Consider the following 20,946-nt stretch of genomic DNA (forward strand, 5'->3'; position numbering starts at 1 on the left):
CAATCATTGTCCTTCGCGGATGAAATGCACACCCGCAAGGGCTTCGAAAGCATATGATTCGGGCAAAATATTTCCCCGGTCAAGATCCTTTCTTTCCCGGGACTTCGGGCCACCGGATCAGCGAAGCAGCGACAGAACGTCCGAATTTCGACGCTCCCGGGTCCACCGAGGACTGCCTTTAGGAAATGTGCTGCTTTGGAGACATGACAGCAGTCTCCGCTTGGTCCATGCTGTGACCCGCATGTCTGCGCCTCGGGAAGTGGGGACGCGGATCCTTTAGCCGTGCGCGCCTTTTTTGGCTACGCGCGCGGCCCTGGGTGGGTTTGTTCGGTCGCGGCGACGGAGTCGTTTCCAAGATCGCGGGAATAAGGGGGCGGCGCGTGTCGCAATTGGCTGGGCGTTTGCGATGGGCGGCCGGTCGGCCGCGAAAGCGGGTCGGTGCGGCGGTCGCTGCACTGGTGGCCGCGGCCCTGGGGGCCGGATCTTTGATTCTGTTGGACGAAGGCGGCGGCAATCCGCGCAGGGCGGCGGAGCCGGCGGCCGCGCCGGTGCGCGTCGACGAGAACGCCGCCCAGCGCCGCGCCCGCGAATCCGGGCAGCCCGTCACCGTGGAAACCACGCTGACGGCGACCGGGACGACGGTGGCCAACCCGGACGGGTCGTTCAGCCGCACCGAGCGCGTGCTCCCCATCCGGGTGAAGAACGGCGATGGCTGGGCGAACGTCGACCCCACCCTGCGGCGAACCGGCGCCGGGTACGCGACCACGGCCACCACGACCAAACTCGTGTTCGCGGCCGGAGGTTCGCCTGCCGCGACCCGACCCGAACCGCGACCGGCGCCCCGCCGCCCCGCCGCGGCACCTGCGGCCGAAGGCGCACTGGCCGCGGGCGCGCCGGCCGACGGCAAGCCGGCGCACGACATCCAGTCCACCGGCGGCCCGCCTCGCGGGACTTCGTCCGGCGTGCCCCCAGCCGACGGGAACACACCTGCGACACCCCGGGAAACCGGGCCCACCCCGGGTGGACCGGCGACCGTTCCCCCGGTGGTGACAGCGTGGCCGACCGGACCGCTGGGCCCCATTCCCATCGATCCCTCCTGGGACCAAACCCCCCTGCCGGACGGCGCGTTGGTGCGGATGACCACCGGCGAGGGGCGCACCTTCACCGTTTCCTGGCCGAACGGACCGCTGCCCACCGCACAGACGTCCGGGAACCGGGCGGTCTATCCGAATGTGCTGCCGGGTGTCGACCTCGTCCTGACCGCTCGGGACGGCGGCTTCTCGCAGGTCCTCGTGGTCAGGACACGGGACGCCGCCGCGCACCCGAAGCTCGCCGAGTTGGCGCTGCAACTATCTGCCGTCGACCTGGCGTTCAAGCACGACGAGTCCGGCGTCACGCGCGTCGTGGACGCCGCGGGCGGCGAAGTGGCCGCGTCCCCGACGCCGTTCATGTGGGACTCCGCCGGCCACGCACCGGACAGCCTGTGGAGTCAGCGCCAGACGTCCTTCGTCGCCGGATCCGTGCCCGCTCCCCCGGACGCCCCCGAGCTCCCGGGTCTGCCGGCTCTGAACGGCCCCGAACCCGGCACCCACGAGGCGGTGGTCGGGTCGAGCCTGGAGGGCGATCGCCTGCGCCTGACGCCCGACCGGAAGCTGCTCGACAACCCGGACACGGTCTTCCCCGTGTTCGTGGACCCCTCGTTCTGGGGCCACTCGGCGGCCTGGACCCTGGCCTACAAGCCACACCCCGGCTCGTCGTTCTGGATGGGCGCGAACTACAACGGCGGCACCACGAACGCACGCGTCGGTCACGAGAACACCTCCGGCGGCACCGCGCGTTCGTACTTCCGCATGTCGTTCGACCCGAGCCTGCGCGGGGCGAACATCTCCGCGGCGACGTTCCGGGCGCTGGAAGTGCACTCGTGGTCCTGCTCGGCACGGCCGGTGAGCCTGTACCTGACCGGGCCGATCAGTTCCTCGACCACCTGGAACAACCAACCCGGCCAGTACGACCAACAGCAGAGCGTCAACGTCGCCAAGGGCTACAGCGCGTCCTGCCCGGGCGACTGGGTCGGCTTCAACGCGCGGAACGCGGTCGACCAGGCCAAGAACAACGGCTGGGGCGACATCACCTTCAAACTCCAGGCGGACAGCGAGACCGACACCTACGGTTGGAAGAAGTTCGACGTCAACCCGAGTCTGGAAGTCGTCTACTGGCGCCCGCCGAATCCGCCGACCGACATCTCGATCTCGCCGGGCGGCGCCTGCCGGACCACCGAGCCGTACCCGGTCGTCGGCATGACGGATGTGACGATCAATGCGCGCGCCACCGACCCCGACGGCGACCTGCGCCGCATCTGGGTCACCGTCGACTCCAGCGCGGGCGGCGAGCGAGTGCTGTTCGGCTACCTCGATGTCGACGGGCAGGGCTGGATCCACCACCGCATCCCGATGGCCCGGCTCCAGGACGGCGCGACGTACTCGTTCCGGATGCAGGCCAACGACTGGACGGGAGCCGACTCGGACCCGAACGCCGTCGTGACATGCCACTTCAGGGTGGACAAGGCCGCCCCGAACCCGCCCTCGGTCACCTCGCCGCAGTACCGGGCCGGCAGCGACAACGCATGGCCCGAAGGCGCCGACTACGGCACCCCCGGGGACTTCACGTTCGCCGCCAACGGATCGAACGACACCACCGCGTACGCCTACAGCTTCGACACCAACCTGCTGGACACTCGCGTCGCCGCGCCGTCTCCGGGAGGCAGCGTGACGATCAACCACACACCGGCACACGCCGGTCCGGTACAGCTGTATGTCAAGGCGCTCGACACCGGCGGCAATTGGTCGAGCCAGACCGTCTACACGTTCTTCGTCGAGCCGCGCGACGAGGTCGACGGGCCGATGGACTTCACCGGGGACCGCATCCCCGACCTGGCCGCGGTGGACCCGAACGGCAATCTGCGGATCCACCCGTCGTTCTCCGGCGGCCGGCTCAACCAGTCCATCGACGCGGTCAAGAACGACGACGGCAGCGGCAGCCCCGGCCGGTCCCAGGTGCCCGCGGGCCACTTCAAGGACGCGTTGACCACCTACCACGGCGACTGGTGGGGCGGTGACGGGTTCCAGGACCTGGTCGCGCGCATGCCGGACGGCAAACTGTGGATCTACCCCGGCAACGGCCGAGGCGGCGTCGACACCGAGGGGCGCATGGAACTCCTGTTGCCCGAGGGAGCGCCGGCGCCGCAGGACCTGACCCAGATTCTCACGATCGGCGACGCCACCGGAGACGGACTGCCCGACATGCTCGCCACGACCGCCGACGACCTGTGGGCTTTCGACGGCTACACCGGCGCGTCACTGCTGACCGCGCGCAAGGTCAAGGCCGGCGGCATGGGCGCGTACACCATCCACGGCGCGGGTGACATCACCGGCGACGGCACGTTCGACCTGCTGCTGCGTCAGAAGGCGGGCGACGGCAAGTTGATGCTTCGGCCCGGCAAGGCGCCCGCCGCCGGCACCGGTACCGATCTCGCGCGCCTCGGCGACTCCGGCGACGACACGGCGTACGGCGCCGGGGGCTGGCAGGCGTCCGCCATCGCCTGGATCACCGCGATCCCGGACGTCAACGCCGACGGCATCCCCGACCTGTGGGTCGGCGCCACCGACGGAAACCGCTACCTGTACCCGGGGGGCCGCACCGTGCACGGCCCTCGCAGCAACCTCGACGGTGACGCGTGGGACTACTGCGCGACGTTCCCGGGCGCGGCCGGCGGTACGCAGAAGCTGTGCGGACCGATCCTCGACAAGTACCTCGCGCTCGGCGGTCCCGGATGGGCACTGCCGTCCACGAGCACCACCGCCACCCCGGTCAAGCCCGGCAAGTACGTGCACTTCCGGTGGCCGGGCGGGAGCATCGACACAGCCTCGATCTACTGGAGCCCGGAGACCGGTGCCCACGAGATTCACGGCGGTATCCGGGGCGAATGGGAGGCGCGGAACTGGGAGAACAGTTACCTCGGGTTCCCGACGTCGGACGAGTACGACGTCTCGAACGGTCGGCGAAGCGATCTTCAGGGCGGCTACATCCGCTGGAACAAGGCCAACGGCTTCAGTACGGCCTACACCTACGGCGGTGAGACCCCGACGACGCACAACACGCTCGGAGGCGACTTCAACGGCGACGGCAAGGCCGACATCGCCACGATCGTCGACTACGTCAACTGCGCCGCGGGCCTGTGGACCCACGTGGGCAACGCGTCCGGCGGCTTCGAGGCCCCCTTCGAGTCGTGGACGAACCCCACGGGCTGGTGGTGCGTCGACTCCGCGAAATACGCGACGGGCGACTTCAACGCAGACGGCCGCGACGACATCGGCGCGCTGTACCGGTACGGCGACGGGCGAGTCGCGCTGCACACCAAGCTCGGGCGCCCGGACGGCGGGTTCGTCGACGGGCCGATGAGCTGGGAACAGGCGTCCGGTTTCGACTGGGATCGCACCACGTTGCTGGCCGGCGACGCGAACGGCGACCATCGCGACGAACTCCTCGCCGTGTACGGCTACGCCGACGGACGCATCGCCTACCTCACCTTCCCGTCGCGGGTCGACGGCGGATTCGACGCCCCGGTCAAGGGCTTCGAAATCGTCAACCCCGGCTGGTGGTGGTACGAGAGCGCGCGTTACACGGCGGGCGACTTCAACGGCGACGGGCGCACCGACATCGGCGCCGTCTACATGTACGACAACGGCGACGTGTCCGCCATGACCGCGCTCGCCAACCCGAACGGTACGTTCGCCGCCCCCACCGCGGGGTGGGGGGCTGCCGGCGCCGGCTGGAATCGGTCGGCCGTGCAGCTCACCGCGGGCGACGTCAACGGCGACGGGCGCGCCGAGATGGCAATGATGTACGGGCACCCCGTCGACAGGATGAGTCTCTACACCTTCACCACCGCACCGAACGGCCTGTTCGGCGCCCCGGTGATGAGCACCGACACGGGACCGAACAACTGGAACACCAACAACTCGGCCGCCTTGATGGGTGACGTCAACGGGGACGGGCGCGCGGACATGTACACCATCTACAACTACCGCTCGACCCGTTGGACGGCCTTCACCTTCCTCGGCCAACCGACCGCCGGGTTCGACAGCGGATCCGTCGGCTGGTCCGTGCCTTGGGGGAAGTGGTAACCGCGACGGCCGACCCATTTCCGTGCCCCCGGCCCGCTTCGCGCGGCCGGGGGCACGGCCCTGTCGACGTCGAGGTACACGGGCACGGCGACGACGAGGGCGAAGACGGGCACGAGGCTCCGGAACACGACGGCGACCGCGGCGAGGATCGCTAGCCGCGATAAAGGTCCCGCGCCGTTCTGGATTCGGCGGCCCAGTGGTGCGCGTTCCAGGTCTCGGCGATCTCGGCGGCCCGGTCGAAGTGCTCGGTCGCCTCCTGCTCGCGGCCCAGGAAGCGGGCGAGTTCACCCAACGTGTGGGCGGGCGGACGGATCGCCAGGGACACTCCCGCGCAGCCCGGCGCGGCGTCGTGCAGGGGCGACAGGGTCGGGTAGAGCGCGGCGGCCTCGTCGTGTTCGGCCAGCGCGACCACCGCCGCCGCCCGGAAGGTGGACATCAGGGTGTCGAAGAAGTCCGCGCGGATCGGCTCGACGGACGCGCGCATCGCCCGGGCCTGTTCGATCCGGCCGTCGGCGGCCACCACGAGGGCGCACAGGTCGGCCAGGAACGGGCCGAAGCCGGCCAGGATCTCCGGTGCCTGCGGGGCCAGTTCGGCAAGTCGGCCCTGGCTGAGCCGAATCGTGGCCAGGGCCAGCCAACGCAACCCGAGCGCGTGCAGCGAACCCTGCGCGATCATCGACTCGGTGGCCCGGACGTAGCGTTCCTCGGCCTCCTCGAGGCGGCCCTCGACGTGTGCGAGGGCGGCGAGCGCGCACGCGCCGACGCCGATCGCCTCCGGCATGCGGTACGCGTCGGCGATCGCCACGCTCTCGTCCACCAACCGACGGGTGGTCTTCGGGTCGTTCAGGTCGGCGGCGGCGGTGGCCAGGCTGAATCGGGCGTACCAGCGGTGCGCCGGTAGGTCGAACGTGTCCGCGAGGCCCATCAGTTCGCCGGCCGACGCGGCTCGTGCCGGCGCGTCCGCGCGACCGGCCAGGTTGCCGATCAGGGTGGCCAGCGTAAGCGTGCGCAGATCGGGATCGCCCAGGTCGGCGGCCAGCGCGACGGCCTCCTTGGCCAGCACGCGCGGGTCCGGATCGATCCGCTCGCCGACCAGTTCCCCGGCGTAGCCGTTCAGCAGCCGGCACCGGGTCTCCGGGGCGAGGTCGGTCCGCGCGATCAGCCGGCGCAGCGCCGCCACCACGCCGAGGTCCAGCACCCCGTACGGCCGGCTCTGCCACGGCGTGGGCACCGTCCAGGCGGTGAACGCGGCGATCGTCAGGTCGTCGCGGTGCGCCGACTCGGCGGCGTCGAACGCCCGTTGCCGGGTCTGCCGGGCCGCCGCCACGTCGCCCGCGCGCACCTGCGCGCGCAGCAGCCGGCCGAACAGGTCGGCGCGCTGCGCGTCCCGGTCGCCCGGGGTGTCCGCCGGGATCCGGTCCAGGCACTCCAGCGCGCGGGTGAGCAGGGCGACCGCGGTGTCGTGGGCGAAGCGGCGCTCGGCCAACTCGGCCGCGGCGATGCCCGTCTCGACAGCCCGGGCGGCGGTGGCCGCCGTGGCGGCGCTGCCGTAGTGGTGGGCCAGCGCCGAGACGTCGCGGGTACCCAGGCGTTCCAGCGCGGCGGCGATCCGGGTGTGCATCCGGGTCCGGCGCAGCCCGCTCAGGTCCGCGGCCATCGTGTCCCGCACGAGCGCGTGCACGAACCGGATCCGGCCGGGGGCCGGTTCGGTGAGCAGGCCGGCGATCAGGCCGGCGTCCAGCGCGTCCACGACGCCGCCCTCGTCGACCTCGGCCGACTCCACCAGCACGTCCACGTCGACCTCGCGGCCCGCGACCGAGGCCAGGCGCAGGACGGCGACGGCGGGTTCGGGCAGCCGGGCCAGCCGGCGGCGCAGCACGTCGCGCACGCCCTCGGGCACGTCGGAGAGCGCGACCAGGGCGCCCTCGCTGTCCAGCAGGCGGGCGCTCTCCCGGACGTAGAACGGGTTGCCGCCGGTGCGTTCGGCCAGCGCGGTGATCGTCGCGGCGTCGACGGGGGTCTGTGACACGGCGTCCACGACCCGGGCCACGGCGGCCTCCGGCAGGCCGGCCAGCGCCAGGCGCACGGGTGAGCGGCGGGCCAGGCCGGCCAGCGTCTCGGTGAGGCGTCCGTCCACCTCGTCCGGGCGGTACGCGGCCACCACGAACAGCGGCGCGCCCGCGGCGTCGCCGTCGGCGCCGGCGGCGAGCAGGGCCAGGGTCTCGGCGTCGGCCCGATGCACGTCGTCCAGCAGGATCGCCAACGGTTGCCGTCGGGCGGCGGCGGCCAGCCAGGACCAGACCGCGCGGTGCAACCGGAACCGGCCCGCCGAGGTGTCCTGCCCGGGGCCGTCGCCCTCGTCGTCGCCGAGCAGCGGGGCGAGCGCGGCGGCGGCCTCGGGCGGCGGCGGGACGATCGCGGCGATCGCGCGCAGCGCCTCCACCCACGCCCACGCGGGCGGCGCGCCGTCCACCTCGGGACAGCGCCCGGTGGCCACGAGCAGTCCGGCCTGTTCGAGTCCGGCGCCGAGCCGACCCAGCAGCGCGGACTTCCCGAGCCCGGCCTCGCCGGTGACCAGCGCGACGCGCAGGCCGGCCGACGCGACTTGATCGGCCTCGCCCAGGAGCGCGGCGAGTTCGCCGTCCCGGCCGACGAAGAGTTCACCGGTGACGCCGGAATGGGGGTCGACGCCGGGTCGCGGGTTCATGGCGGCGGCGATCGCGTCGGATGGCCGGCCTGCGGTCGGTGCGGCCGGATGGTCACCGGACGCGTCCTCGGCGCTGTGGGCGCTGTCGGCGCCGGTGACGGTGCGGTCGGCGCGGGCGCCCCGAGCGGGGTCCTCGACCTGGCTCCCGCTCCGGCCGCCCGCGGGATCGGCCGCACCGATCGCGGCGGGCCCGGCCTCGGGGCCGCTCGGGGCCCGGCCGACGCCCGGGCCCTCGACCGCCGCCTCCGCCCGCCCCGTCGCCGCGCGCAGGACGTGCATTCGTCGGCCCAGGATCGCCGCCTCGACCTCGGTGAGCGCGGGGCCCGGGTCCAGGCCGACGTCGGCCGCCAGTACCGCGCGGGCCCGGCGCAGGGTGGCCAGCGCGTCGGCCTGGCGGTTGCCCGCCCACAGCGCGAGGGCGTGCAGCCGCCAGGCCTCCTCGCGCAGCGGGGCGTCCCGGGTGAGTCGCTCGGCGTCCGCCGCCGCGGCTGCCGCGGCGCCCGATCGCAGCCCGGCGGCGATGTGCAACTCCCTTGCGTTCAGGTGCAGTTCGCTCAGTCGCGCGGCCTCGGCCAGGGCCCACGGCTCATCCGAGGCGGCGGCGAACGCCGGTCCGCGCCACAGCGCCAACGCCGTCTCGACCACGGTCCGGGCCTCGACCGGTGCGGCGTCGAGTCGCTCGCGTGCGGCCCGGAGCAGGCGTTCGAAGCGCCACGCGTCCACCGCGTCGTCCGGGAGCCGCAGCGCGTATCCGGGCGCCGCGCTGACCAGGACCGTGGCCGGCGCCCGCCGGGCCCGGCCCGGTTCGAGCAGGCGACGCAGGTTGGACACGTACGCCTGGAGCGAGGTGACGGCCTGCGCGGGCGGTTCGCCGCGCCACAAGTCCTCGATCATCCGGTCGATCGACACGACCCGTCCACGCGCGGCCACCAGGAGCGCGAGTACGGCACGCTGGCGCGGACCCCCCAGCGGGACGGTCACATCGTCCACGTCGGCCTCGAACGGGCCGAGCACGCGCAGGTACACCATTTCTCCCCCATCCCGGTCCCTCGGCACGTTCGGCAGCGGGCCGGGCGTCGAACAACCCCGCCGGACGGCTCCATGTTCCTTCCAGGATTCCTCCAAGACGGCCGGACCAGGCTATGGGCATGCCCAACGGCAACCGCGCCGAGGGCCCATCGAAGGGATCCACCATGACCGCCTCGCCCGTCGCCCCCGCGTCCGCCGGCTTCGACACCCGGGACATGGTGATCGTCCACCGCGGGCTGCGCCGCGAATCGCGCCTGCTGGTCGAGTTGGTCGGCGCCGTCGAGCCGGGCGACACCGCCCGGGCCAAGGTGCTCGCCGACCACTTCGACCTCTACCGGCTGGGCCTGCACGGCCACCACACCGGCGAGGACGAACTGCTGTGGCCGCCGCTGCTGGCCCGGGTCGACCTCGAGGCCGAGCTGGTCCTGCGGATGGAGGCCCAGCACGAGCGGGTGGCCGGCTCGCTGACCGCCGCCGAGGAACTGGTCCGGGCGTGGGCGGCGAACCCCGGCGTCACCGAGCGGGACGCCCTGGTCGCGGCGCTCGCCGAGCACCGCGCGGCGTTGATCGAGCACCTCGACGAGGAGGAGTCCGAACTGCTCCCGCTCGCCCAGCGGCTGCTCACCGCAAGCGAGTGGCACGCGATGGGCGAGCACTTCGTCGAGACCACGCCCAAGCCGCAGATCCTGCTCCTGCTCGGCGTGGTGCTGGAGGACGCCGAGCCCGCGGAGCGGGCGACCATGCTCGGCGGGCTCCCGCTGCCGGCTCGGCTGATCTGGCACCTGGTCGGCCGCCGCATGTACGCGCGCACCGTCCGTCGGGTCCGCGGCTGAATCGGTGCGCGCCGCCGATACACCCGGACGGCGTGCCCGTCCCGGCCGCCGGGCCTTGCTGCCCGGGCCGCCCGGCGCGCGGCCCGCGTGCGGCCTCCGGCGCACGGTGTCCGACGCGCGACGATCGGCGGCTCGCGGGACCCGGCCTCGGGCGCGCGATCGCGGCCGATTGGGTTGGATGGGTCCCATGACCACCGCTCTCGCCCTTCACCCCGCCCTGACCCACCCCGAGTTGCTCGCCGACCCGGTGGCCGGCGCCCTGGCCGATTGGCCCGCCGAGTCCGCCGGGTTGGTCGAGGTCGCCGCGATCGACCCCGAACTGGCCGACACCGCCACGTTCTGCGCCCGCTACGACGTGGCCCCGGCCGACAGCGCGAACTGCGTGGTGATCGCGGCCAAGCGCGGCGGCACGGTCACCTACGCCGCGTGCCTGATCACCGCCACCACGCGAGCCGACGTGAACGGCCTGGTCCGTCGGCACCTGGACGCGCGCAAGGCGTCGTTCGCGCCCGTGGAGGCCGTACTGGCCGCGACCGGCATGGAGTACGGCGGGATCACCCCGATCGGCCTGCCCGCGGACTGGCCGATCCTGATCGACGCCGCCGTCGCCGCGCATCCGCGCGTCGTGGTCGGCTCCGGGATCCGCGGCTCCAAGCTGTGGGTGCCGGGCCGGCTGCTGGCCGACCTGCCGGGCGCGCAGGTCCTTCCCGACCTCGGTGTGCCCCTGGCCTGAGCGCCGGGTCGCCTGCCCGCACCGGGTCGGCGGGCAGGCGACCCCGACGTCAGCAGTGGTGCGTGAACAGGCTCAGTCCGACCCCCTCCGGCACCGGCACCGGCACCGGCACCGTGTCGACCCTCGGGTAGACCGTTCGGCCCGCCTTGATCGTCTCCTCGATGACGATATCCAGGAGCGCCTCCCCCGGCACCGTCACCGGATTCGCGCTCAGGATCACCAGGTCGGCCAGCTTGCCCACTTCGATGCTGCCCTTCTCCGCCTCCTCGCCGTACTGGTAGGCCGCGTTGATCGTGATCGACTTCACCGCGTCCGCCCCGGACACGCACTGATGCTTGCCCAGGGTGATGCCGGATCGGGTCTTCCTGGTGACCTGACCGGACAGGATCGCGAGCGAACTCGGCCGGGCCACGGGTGCGTCGTGATGCGACGTGTAGACCATGCCCCGGGCCAGGGCCCATTGCGCGGGCGAGATGTCGACCGCGCGCGACTCGCCCAGCACGGTCTCGACGTACCAGTCGCCCCAGTAGAACGTGTGCATCGAGAAGAACGACGGGATGATGCCCAAGCGGCGGAACTCCCCGATCTGGTCCTCGCCCGCCGTCTGACAGTGGATGCCCGTCGTACGCCGATCGGCCGGCTCGGACTCCTCGGTCGCGATCCGCACACAGCGGATGAACTGGGCGATCGCCTCGTCGCCGTTCACATGCGCGATCACCTGCCAGCCGTGCGCGAAGCCGGCCCGGACCTGCTCCAGGGCGACCTCCTCCTCCAGCGTCGGGTAACCGCAGTAGTCGTCGCCCTCGTCCGCGGGCGGAGTCTTGTACGGCTCGCGCAACCAGGCCGTCCTGCCCTGCGGCGAGCCGTCCAGGTTGAGCTTGATCCCGGCGGCCCGGAGGCCGTTCACATACTCCCCGCTCGCGTCGACCAGGTGCGGGGTCTTGATCGCGTCGGCCGCCTTCACGTAGACGACGACGTCCAGGGGCAGCGGCTCGGCCGCCGCCAGTGCGCGCAGGTCCCCCAGTACGGCCAGCTCGGCGGCACCTTCCTGCACCGTGGTGAAGCCGTAACTCGCCGCCGCCTTCAGGCCCTTGTCCAGGAACAGGGCCCGGTCACGCTCGTCGATGCCCATGATCGCGCGACCGGAGGCGGGAGTGAACGCGGTCTCCTCCAAGACCCCGTTCGGCTCGCCGAAGGGCAGCACCGACTCGTCGCCGCGCCGAATCACCCCGCCCTTCGGGTTCTCGGTGGCGGCGCTGTAGTTCAACACCTCGAGCCCCTTGCTGTTCACCGCGCCCAGGTGGAAGGACTGGTGGATGGCCAGCACCGGACGCTCGATGGAGACCCTGTCCAGGTCCTCCCGGGTGGGGTGCGACTCGCCGTCGAGCAACGCGTCGTCGTAACCGAACCCGACGATCCACGCGGAGCGCCGGCCGACCTCGCTGTCGCCGAACTCGCGCAGCTTGCGCACGATCGTCTCGATGTCACCGACATCGCCGTCCGGTTCGCCGAGCAGGTCGGCGACGGTCTCCTGGAGGCCGGTGCCGACCACGTGGCCGTGCGGATCGATGAATCCGGGGAGCAGCGCCCGGCCGTCCAGGTCACGCACTTCCGTCGTCGTGCCCCGCCATCGCGCGAGTGCCTCGTCGAGACCACCGACGAAGACGATGCGGCCGTCCTTGACGGCGACCGCCTCCGGCCGCGCACCGTCCTCCGCCACGACCCTCTTGGGACCGGGCCCGTCCGCCACCGTCTCGATTTCGCCGCCGTGGAAGATCACATCGGCCTCGCCGGAACCCGTCCCGGCACCCTCACGTCCTTCGGACATCACCACTCACCCTCACCTTCATCCCTCGCCGCCTCGTGTCGCTACGAAGTCTGTCGGCGACACACCGTAACAACGAAGAAGAATTCCGGACATCCTTCCCTCACCACGCACACCGAACAGCCCACGCCGCGGGCGCGAGGGTGGCGGGCGAAGGGGTGGCGCGGGTCGAGGGGCAATCGGGCCGTGGAGCGAGGGTGGGGACGCGGGGCGTCGGAGTGGGGTGCGTCAGTGGGTTGGGGTGGGGCCTCGGTTGGCTTGGAGGAGTTGGGCCAGGCCCTGGCGGGTTGTCGCCAGGACCACTCGGTCGGTGGGGCGTAGCAGGTATCCCGGGTGGAGCTCCCACTGGAGGTCGCGCTGTGGGGCCGCGTCCCGGCCGAGGTCGGCGCGGCGTTCCGCCGGATCGGCCACGTCCAGCGCGAGCACCCGCCACAGTCCGGCCCGAAACGCTTCCGCGACCGTCTGCCCCTGCAACTCCGGATGGCCGGCCACGTCGATCGCCGCGAACAGCAACACCTCGCGCTCCACCGGGATCGCGCCCAGGATCTGCCGCCCCATCACGGCCCCCGCGAAGGCCGGCGCGGACAACGAGGAGACGCTGCGGCTGCGGGTCAGCGCGTTCGGGTAGGACTCGCGCAGCGTGCGGTTCACCATCTTGGCGAAGTCGTCGTCGAACAGCCGCATCGCCACCCGCAGTTCGGGATCGACCTCGCGGGCGTACAGGGCCGCCTCGAGGTTGATCGCGTCGTTGCTGGTCAGCGCGAGCAGCACCCGGCTGGTGCCGATGTGCGCGGCCTCCAGCACGCCTTCGCGGGTGACGTCGCCGATCACCACCGGCACCCGACGCGCGTGCGCGGTCGCGATGCCCAGCGCCTGCGGGTCGCGCTCCACGCACACCACCGGGATGCCCAGGTCGCACAGCCGATCCAGCACACGCGTACCGATCTTGCCCAGGCCCAGCAGCACCACATGGTTGGCGATCGCGCGCGGCGGCGGGCGCTGGGTGGTCGCGGTGCGGAACGTGCCCAGGCTCTCCAGCACCACCGCGAACAGCACCGGCATCAGGGCCATCCCGGCGAGCCCGGACAACACCTGCAAAACCTGCCGACCGGTGCCCTCGCCGATCGCCGGATCGCCCATCCCGAACACGTCCAGGATCGAGCGGTAGGCGGCGCGCAGCGGCGGATCCCCGGTGACCCACCAGGTCAGGCCCGCGAACACGAAGAGCAGTGTGACCAGGCCGAAGATCGCGTACCGCAGCCGGGGCGGGAACAGCGTGGCCACCGGCAGTCCCTGGGGCAGCCGGGGCCGGTTGACCGGTGCGCCGCCCTCCTCCAGGGTGATCGTCTCCAGCACGGTCCGCCCCCGCGTCCGTCCCGCCGCGGCCACCGTGCCGTCGTCCGGCAGCAACTCCGGGCTGCCGCCCACCCCGTCGGAGGCGAGCGCGAGCGTGTACAGGTACGGCGCGGGGTCACGCTCGTCGGCGGGCCGCTCGGCCGCCCGCAACAGCAGCCCGTCCGCCTGAACGACCTTGCCCGCGCCGGAGATCGCCGCCGCGACCAGGGCCGGGGTGGCGGTGTCCGCGTCGGAGAGCACGGTCGTGGTCACGTCCCGGGCCGAGAGGTCCCCGATCCGGGCCACGACCGCGCGGTCGAGCAGTTCCTCCAGGTGTCGGCCGAGCTTGCGGTTGTACAGCCGCACCACGAGTCGGATGTTCGGGTTGATCCGCCGGGCCCGTAACGCCGCGTGGATGTTGGCCCGGTCGTCCCGGTAGACCAGGGCGAGCGCCATCGCGCCCGGCACGCCCGCCGAGCGCAACGCGTCGTCGTCGGGCTCGGCCGCCTCCACCACCGACACCGACAACCCCCCGCCGCGCGCGAGGTCGTCGATCTGCGGGCCGTGGTTGCGGTGCACCGAGGGCAGCAGCACGGTCACGTGCTCGCCGTAGACGTGCGCGAGTTCGTAGGACAGCCGTTGCGCGAGCGCGTCGTCGCCGCACACCACGAGGTGGCCGGCCCGAGGCGGAGGAGTCAGGTGATGCGCGGGAGTCGACACACCCCCACCCTGCCTCCCGATCCCTCCCCCGTCAGCCCCTTTCCGCACCACCGAACACATCGAACACATCGAACACATCGAACGGTCGCGCGCACACGAACACGCCTCGCACGCCGATCACATCGAAAGGATCGCGTACAACGAACAAGCCGAGAAGACCGAGCACGACCGATGACGGCCGGACCCGGCCCACCCCGTCAGGTCCCCGTGGTGTCCGAGATCAGCAGATCCAGCACGCCCGGCAGACCCCCGGCCACGAATGCCTCACGCTGCCGATCGGCCCCCGTACCCTGCAGGATCAGTCGGTCCACGAGCGAGAACACCTGGGCGGTGTCCCCGAATTCGTCCAGCACCGGGGTCACGTGCTCGAGCAGCTCGCAGACCAGGTCCCCCGCCTGGATCCGGCGGGCCGTACCCGCCGGTCCCACCGGCCCGAACAGATCGCCCTCCAATCCGTCCCGAGCCGCCAACCAACACGCGGCCCGCAGCAGTTCCGGCTCCGGTGCGGCATACGGCGCCTTCTCGTCGTGCTGGTGCAGCGCGGTCACCACCAGCGCCCGCACCAGACCCGCGAGCATCACCGCGTCGTCCGCCCGCAACTGCACGTCCGGGCATCGGATCTCGACGGTCGGGAACCGCTCGGAAAGCCGCACCTGCCAGTACACCTGACCCCGGTCGAGCATCACGCCCACCGCGAGCAGCGCGTCCACCCGCCGTTCGTACTCCTCCAGGTCGGCGAACAGCGGCGGTTGCCCCTCCACCGGCCAGCGTGCGTAATGGATCGTGCGCCAGCTCGCGAAACCGGTGTCCAGCCCCTGCCACAGCGGTGAGTTGGCGCCCATCGCGACCAACACCGGCAACCACGGCCGGATCCGGTTGACCACTTGCACGCCGGTCTCCCGATCGGGCACCGCCACATGCACGTGCATCCCGTGGATGAGCTGCACGTCGGCCAATCGCCGGGCGTTCGCCCGGATCGCCAGGTAGCGCGGATGCTCGCTCACCTCCATCAGCTTCCCGTCACCGGCGGGCGCGGTCCCGCAGGCGACCATCCGGCAGCCGATCCGCTCGGCCGCGGCCGACAGCTCGCGGCGCATCCGGGACAGATGCCCGTTTATCTCGTCGAGCGAGGAGCACACCGGCGTCGCCACCTCCAACTGCGCCTTCAGTAATTCCGGCTGCACGTCGCCGAGGTCGATCCCGGGCCGCAGGCTCGCCTCGGCCCGGACCCGCTCGGCCGCCGGTACCGGCAGTCCGCTGACCGGGTCCACGAGCAGATACTCCTCCTCGACACCCAGAGTGGTCATCACCGAACCGTCCTTTCGAGCGGGCGAACCCGCCGGGCAGGGCCTCCACCTGGACATGACCATCCGTAGCCGGTGCACGTCACGACCCGTGCCCGCACCCTGAGGCCCCGGGACGACCCCGGACCCCACCAGGTGCGACATCGCGACCCGCGACGCGCTCGACCATGATCCGGACAGGCCGTACTACTTGGGAGGACTCGATCGGTTGTACCCGTAATCACCGCAGGTCGACACGTCGACCCGAATGCGCGTCCGAACCAATCGCCACCGCGGCGGGGCCGGCGCGCCCGATGTCCGCGCGTTGTGATGGGGTGGAACCCGAAAGTGGGACAGGCGAGTGCGGGGGCGAGTGGTGGCACGGGTACAGATCACGAACAAGGCCGTTCTGGTCGGATTGTTGTTCGAGGGAGCGGTTGTCGGCGACCTCGGGCGGGTCCGCCATCGGATCGGCGACGACGTGGTCGGCGCGCTGCTGGGCGATCCGAAACTCGCTCCGAGTCTGCGTTCGCTCGCCGCGCGGGACCCCGACCCGTGGGTGCGCCGCGCCCTCGCGCACAACGTGGCGGTGCTCACCGCGGCGGATCTGGCCGCGCTGCTGGAGCAGCCGGACCCGGTCGTGGACAGGATCGTGTACGCGCACCCCGAGGCCGGCGCGTGGATGCGCCGGATCGTGCTCGCGCCCGGCCGGCACGCCGGCACCCCGCACCCGCTGACCGCGCTGCACGAGGAGTTGCTCGCACAGCCCGCCGAGGGCGAGCCGCCGCGCCGACTGGGCGCCGCGGTGGTCGCCGATCGACCGGATCTGGTCGCGCACGCGCTGCGGGCGTGTGCCGGGGGCCTGACCGCCGCCGAGGAACTGCGCGGCCTGCTGTCGCTGAGCCGGCACGGCGGCACCGACCTGCTCGCCGAGGCGTCGCGCCACGTGCGGCCCGAAGTGGCCGCGACCGCCCTGGCGGTCGGTGAAGTGGTCACCGCGCGTCCCGAACTGGCCGACGCGGTGGCCGAGGCCGAGGGCAGTGCCGGGCTGATCGCCGAACTGCGCGCCGGCCTGCCGCCGTTGACATGGCGTCGGGAGATCGACTGGGTCGCCGTGCGCGACGAGCAGCGCCGCGAACCGCTGCCCGAGGCGATCGCCGCGCTGCTGGCCGCCGACCCGGACTGCCCCGACGACCTGCTCGTCGCGCTGTACACCGCACACCCGACGGTGGTGGGCCCGGTCGCCAGGCCGACGCTCGCGGTGTTGCGCGCGGCGATCGGCACCCCCAAACACCCGGCCCTGGCCCGGATCGCCGCGCTCACCCGCGACCTGGCCGAACCCGCCGACCTGGCCCGAGTGGTGCACGAGGTGACCCCGGCCCGAACCGCCGTCGCCACCCTGGTCGAACTGCCCGAATGCGCCGAGCTGCGCGACCTGTTGCACCGGCACCTGGGCGCCCACGCCGACCGCTGGACCACGCTGCGGGCCGTACTGCCGCGCCGACGCGAAGCGTTGCCCGCCCTGTTGGCCGGCATCGAGGCGGGCACCGTGACCGCGCCGCCGGAGCCGGCCGGCGGCCCGCCGCCGACGCTGACCAAGCCCTACCGGCACCTGCTCACCGCGGCCGACCCCGACGACCTGCGCGCCCTGCTGCCCGACCTGCCCGACTCGCTGGTGCGCGATCTGCTCTCCAGCGGCTCGCTCCCGCGACATGTGCACGAGGCGGCGATCACCTCGACCGACCCACGCGTGTGGGAGGCGATCGCCCGCAACGTCGGCCTGGACATCCGCGAACTGGCCCGGCTGGTGGCCAAACAGGTCCCGGCCGTGGACGCCGCCGCCTACCTGAGCCTGCGCTCGACGCCATCGCTGCGCCGCACCATCGCCGCCCGCACGCCGTTGGCCCCCGGCCTGCGCGCCGAACTGCTCGCCCACGGCGACCGTCGCACCCTGTTGCCGCTGGTGGCCAGTGGTGATCCCGAACTCGCGGCCCGCGCACTGTGGTTCGGCTGCCGCAAGATCGCCCAGCAGTACGCCTACGTCAAGGTCTGGGAACGGCACGGCCCGGCCGGCGTACGCACTTTGCTGGACAGCAGCGGCACCGGCACCGCGGCGCAGATCCGCAAGCGGGTGGAGGCCGCGCTCAAGGCCGAGGACGGCCTGACCGACCTGCGCGAGAGCGGCGAACCGTACGAGGACCCGGCCACGCTGCCGCACCGCTTGCAGACCCGCACCAGTCGCACCACCGTGCGCGACCTGGTGCACGAGCCGTACGCGCACGACTTCGCGCTGTTGATGGCGGCCGAGCGGGAGGAGCCGTTCGCCTACGAGGCCGTCGACGATCTGATCCGCCACGAGGACGCCACCGACGAGGACCGCGCGCGGCTGCGCCTGGTGCTGATCAACGCGCAACGCAACTACGCGCGCCGGACGAACGACACCCTGCCGGAGGAATGGCTGCGCACCGAGCCGTTCGACGGGAACGAGAACTGGGTGAACGAGGCGGTGGAGTACGACCTGCTCGATCCCGCCCGCCTGATCGACGTGGCCCATCCGGCGCAGGCGGTGGTGACGGCCGCGCGCCGGGTGAACCCGACGACCGTGCTGGCCCCGATGCGGGCCCGGCTGGCCGAGCTGACCCGGGAGCATCTCGCGGGCCACACCGAGGCGTTGGCCATCGCGGTCGGTCTGATCGACGGCTTCAACGCGTCGCTCGCCGAGTTGGTCACCGTGGCCGGTCAGGCCGCCGGTCCGCGGCCGGGAGCCGAGGAGTTGGCCCGGGCGGACGCCGCCACGCTGGCCGCCGCGCGGCGCGACGCGGCCGAGACGGCGAACAGCACACCGGTGCCCGCCACCGCGCCGGCATCGACCACCAGGCGTGGCGGCACGATCCGGGCCGCCGATCCCGATCGCAGGTCCCGGCTGGTCGCGGCGCACTTCCTGCGCGACGTCGCGGCCGGTTTGCATCCCGTGCCCGTCCCGGTGCCGGTGCCGGAGGATCCGGCCGTGCTCGCGGCGCTGGCCTCGGTGTCGACGGTCGACGCGCCGGGCTACGAGTACCCGAGTTGGCTCTACGAGGCGTGTTTCGGCAGCGACTCGGTGCAACCGCGGGTGGCCCTGGGACGCCGGGTGTTCGACGAGTCGGTCGCCAACGACCTGATCGACCTCGGCGAGCCCGAGGTGCTGAAGTCGATGGCCGAGAACAAGGGCCTGGAGGAGCCGACGAAGGACCGCGTCACCGCGCTCCTGGCCGGTAACCCCGCCGAGCGCCCCGAGCAGTACCCGACCAGGGACACCTGGCCGGGCCCGACCAAGCCGAGTTCGTACCTGCGCTGGATCCGCGAGTACTACGACGAGACGCGTGGCGGCGGCGACTTCCTGGCCGAGGGCGCGTATCGGCACGGCATCGTCGGCCCCACCGACGTGCTCGGCGTGCTCCCCACCCAGGCCCTGACCCCGCTGCCCAGGAAGTGGCGCGCGCTGACCTTGGCCGGTCCGCTGAACCGGGCAATCGAGGCGCTGGTCGCCGAGCGACTGGGCGTGGACCCGGAGCGGTGGTTGCGCGCGCTCGTCGCGATGGACACCGCGGGGGATCTCCCGTTGCCCGAAGTCCTGGACGTGAAATCGGAGTCCGCTCCCGACGAGACGTTCGAGTGGGGGCGGCTCGAGTCGCCGATCACCGTCGAGTTCGACACGGTGCGTCGGAGCGCCCATCGGGTGCGCCGCGCTTGGCGGTGGCCGGCCGGCAACCTGCTCCTGCGCGCGTCCGCCGAGGCGCTCGCGGTGCTGCTGCCGCGGCTGGGCGAGCACGCCTACCCCACGCTGTGGGCCTACGCGGACTACGTCGAGCACCGCGCGCCCGCGCTCGACGAATACCCCTTCATCACCCAGGATCGAACCGCGCTGCGGATCCTGGCCACGCACAGTCGTGACAGCGCGATCCGGGCTCGGCTCACGCGCCTGGACGACCCGGTGCTGAACGCCGACCTGTACGGCTCACCGCTGGTCCGCGGCAACGTCGTGGTGCGCCGCGCGGTGCTCTCCCGCGTGCCGCAGGGGCGTTCGGCTGTCGGGTCGCCGGCTGTGCTGCCGCTGGATCCGGAGCTGCGCGAACGACTCCTGGCCGACGACAAGGCGACCGCGTCGGTGTTGCCGGCGCTGCGGTTGCGGGTCGAGGCGGCCGACCCCGAGGTGATCGAGCACACGCTGCGCCGACTGGGCAAGAAGGCCGCGCTGCTGGACCGACTCCTGGGCGTGCGGGGTCTGTTGCGGTACGGCGGCGCGAATCGTGTCGGCGAACTGGTCGAACAGGGCGTGCTCGGCGCGACCGCCGGCCGGATGGTGGCCAAGGCCCTGGCGGCGGCCGATCCCGACGCGGCGCTCACCGAGCGGATCGACCGCGAACGCGCCGGCGACAAGCTGGTCGCCAAGCTGCGCAGGTGCACGCGGGGCTCCGAGACGGACGAGGTGCTCGACCTGCCGTACCTGCGCGACTGGGATCTGATCGTGGCCGAGCACGAGCGGGAGCCGTTCCCGGCGGACGTGCTGAACCGGCTCGTGATCCAACCGGACTCGCCCGCACGGCTGCTCGAACTCGGGCCCGTGCACTTCCGGATCGCCCGCACGGCCGCGACGCTGGACGCGGAGCACGCGCGTGCCTCGGTCGCCTTCGGCCGGGAACTGCTCGGCGACACCGCATGGCACATCCACCTGGACCTCCTGGTCACCACCGGCCTGCTGACCGGCCACGACCTGGTCCACCGCGCCCGCGGCGCGGCCTCCGTGCTGCGCTGGATCGCCGAGGCGGCCGTCCGGATCGAGGCCGATCCCGCGCTCCGCGCCGCCGCCGACGAGGCCCGCACCGAGATCGCCGCCCTGATCGAAACCCACCTGGGCGACGACACGACCAAGTGGTCCCGCGCCTTCGCCGCCCTCGCCGGCTGCGATCCCACCTGGAGCCCGGAGGCCCCCGGCTCGACGATCACGGCCCTGCTGACCCGCTGACCGGACGACGACGCACCCGAACGAGTCTCGGCCCGAAGCACCGGACGGACACCCACTCCGTCCCGACCCGGCGCTCCGGGCCGGGGTTCGGAGCCGGGGCTCGGGTCCGCTCGGCGGCGACGGCGGGACCGAGCCGACCCCGCCGTCGCCGGGACGTGGGCCCGAACCGATCAGTCGGCCCGGACGGCCCCATCGCCCGATCGCCCGATCGGCCCGGTCCGCGCTCACGGCGGGCGAAAAGCCGCGTCGAGAACCCCCGAGACCCGCCCCGGGCGAGGCCGATCGGCCGGACC

8 protein-coding genes are annotated in these 20,946 nt (G+C 72.6%); 4 read left to right on the forward strand and 4 right to left on the reverse strand.

The genetic code is table 11. The annotated features are described in order from the left end of the window. Positions 1-485: 485 nt before the first annotated feature. Positions 486-5,183 carry an FG-GAP-like repeat-containing protein gene (locus ACIRL2_RS17770; RefSeq protein ID WP_402233064.1) on the forward strand — a complete coding sequence of 1,566 codons (4,698 nt, stop codon included), beginning with the start codon at positions 486-488 and terminating at the stop codon, positions 5,181-5,183. A 151-nt stretch (positions 5,184-5,334) separates the two neighbouring features. Here ACIRL2_RS17770 and ACIRL2_RS17775 read toward each other — a convergent pair whose 3' ends face one another. After that, entirely contained in the window at positions 5,335-8,919 is a 3,585-nt protein-coding gene (locus tag ACIRL2_RS17775; protein ID WP_402233067.1) for a BTAD domain-containing putative transcriptional regulator, read from the reverse strand. A gap of 164 nt (positions 8,920-9,083) precedes the next feature. On the opposite strand from ACIRL2_RS17775, the gene ACIRL2_RS17780 reads away from it, so the two are divergent. Then, positions 9,084-9,752 (forward strand): hemerythrin domain-containing protein, encoded by a 669-nt coding sequence (locus tag ACIRL2_RS17780; RefSeq protein ID WP_395863752.1) that lies wholly within the window; start codon positions 9,084-9,086, stop codon positions 9,750-9,752. 187 nt (positions 9,753-9,939) lie between these two features. Further along, positions 9,940-10,485: a YbaK/EbsC family protein gene (locus ACIRL2_RS17785; protein WP_395863750.1), complete on the forward strand. Its 546-nt coding sequence runs from the start codon at positions 9,940-9,942 to the stop codon at positions 10,483-10,485. A 49-nt stretch (positions 10,486-10,534) separates the two neighbouring features. Here the strand turns inward: ACIRL2_RS17785 and ACIRL2_RS17790 are convergent, their stop codons facing one another. The 3 genes from ACIRL2_RS17790 to ACIRL2_RS17800 all read right to left on the reverse strand — a co-directional run bounded on the left by ACIRL2_RS17790 (position 10,535) and on the right by ACIRL2_RS17800 (position 15,672). Continuing rightward, positions 10,535-12,313, reverse strand: a complete 1,779-nt coding sequence (locus ACIRL2_RS17790; RefSeq protein ID WP_402233071.1) for an amidohydrolase — start codon at positions 12,311-12,313, stop codon at positions 10,535-10,537. A 225-nt stretch (positions 12,314-12,538) separates the two neighbouring features. Next, positions 12,539-14,425 (reverse strand): NAD-binding protein, encoded by a 1,887-nt coding sequence (locus ACIRL2_RS17795; RefSeq protein ID WP_402233074.1) that lies wholly within the window; start codon positions 14,423-14,425, stop codon positions 12,539-12,541. A gap of 137 nt (positions 14,426-14,562) precedes the next feature. Then, complete coding sequence (locus tag ACIRL2_RS17800; protein ID WP_402233077.1) at positions 14,563-15,672, reverse strand: glutamate--cysteine ligase; 1,110 nt, start codon at positions 15,670-15,672, stop codon at positions 14,563-14,565. Between the two features lie 352 nt (positions 15,673-16,024). Between ACIRL2_RS17800 and ACIRL2_RS17805 the strand changes: the two genes are divergently transcribed. Continuing rightward, positions 16,025-20,653 (forward strand): hypothetical protein, encoded by a 4,629-nt coding sequence (locus tag ACIRL2_RS17805; protein WP_402233080.1) that lies wholly within the window; start codon positions 16,025-16,027, stop codon positions 20,651-20,653. The last annotated feature ends 293 nt before the right edge of the window (positions 20,654-20,946 follow it).

This window comes from Embleya sp. NPDC127516 (genome assembly GCF_044765325.1).
Taxonomy (GTDB): domain Bacteria; phylum Actinomycetota; class Actinomycetes; order Streptomycetales; family Streptomycetaceae; genus Embleya.

Coding starts and splice junctions, on each gene's coding strand:
- ACIRL2_RS17775 (WP_402233067.1), bottom strand. CDS start 8,919: ATGGTGTACCTGCGCGTGCTCGGCCCGTTCGAGGCCGACGTGGACGAT.
- ACIRL2_RS17780 (WP_395863752.1), top strand. CDS start 9,084: ATGACCGCCTCGCCCGTCGCCCCCGCGTCCGCCGGCTTCGACACCCGG.
- ACIRL2_RS17785 (WP_395863750.1), top strand. CDS start 9,940: ATGACCACCGCTCTCGCCCTTCACCCCGCCCTGACCCACCCCGAGTTG.
- ACIRL2_RS17790 (WP_402233071.1), bottom strand. CDS start 12,313: ATGTCCGAAGGACGTGAGGGTGCCGGGACGGGTTCCGGCGAGGCCGAT.
- ACIRL2_RS17795 (WP_402233074.1), bottom strand. CDS start 14,425: ATGTGTTCGGTGGTGCGGAAAGGGGCTGACGGGGGAGGGATCGGGAGG.
- ACIRL2_RS17800 (WP_402233077.1), bottom strand. CDS start 15,672: ATGACCACTCTGGGTGTCGAGGAGGAGTATCTGCTCGTGGACCCGGTC.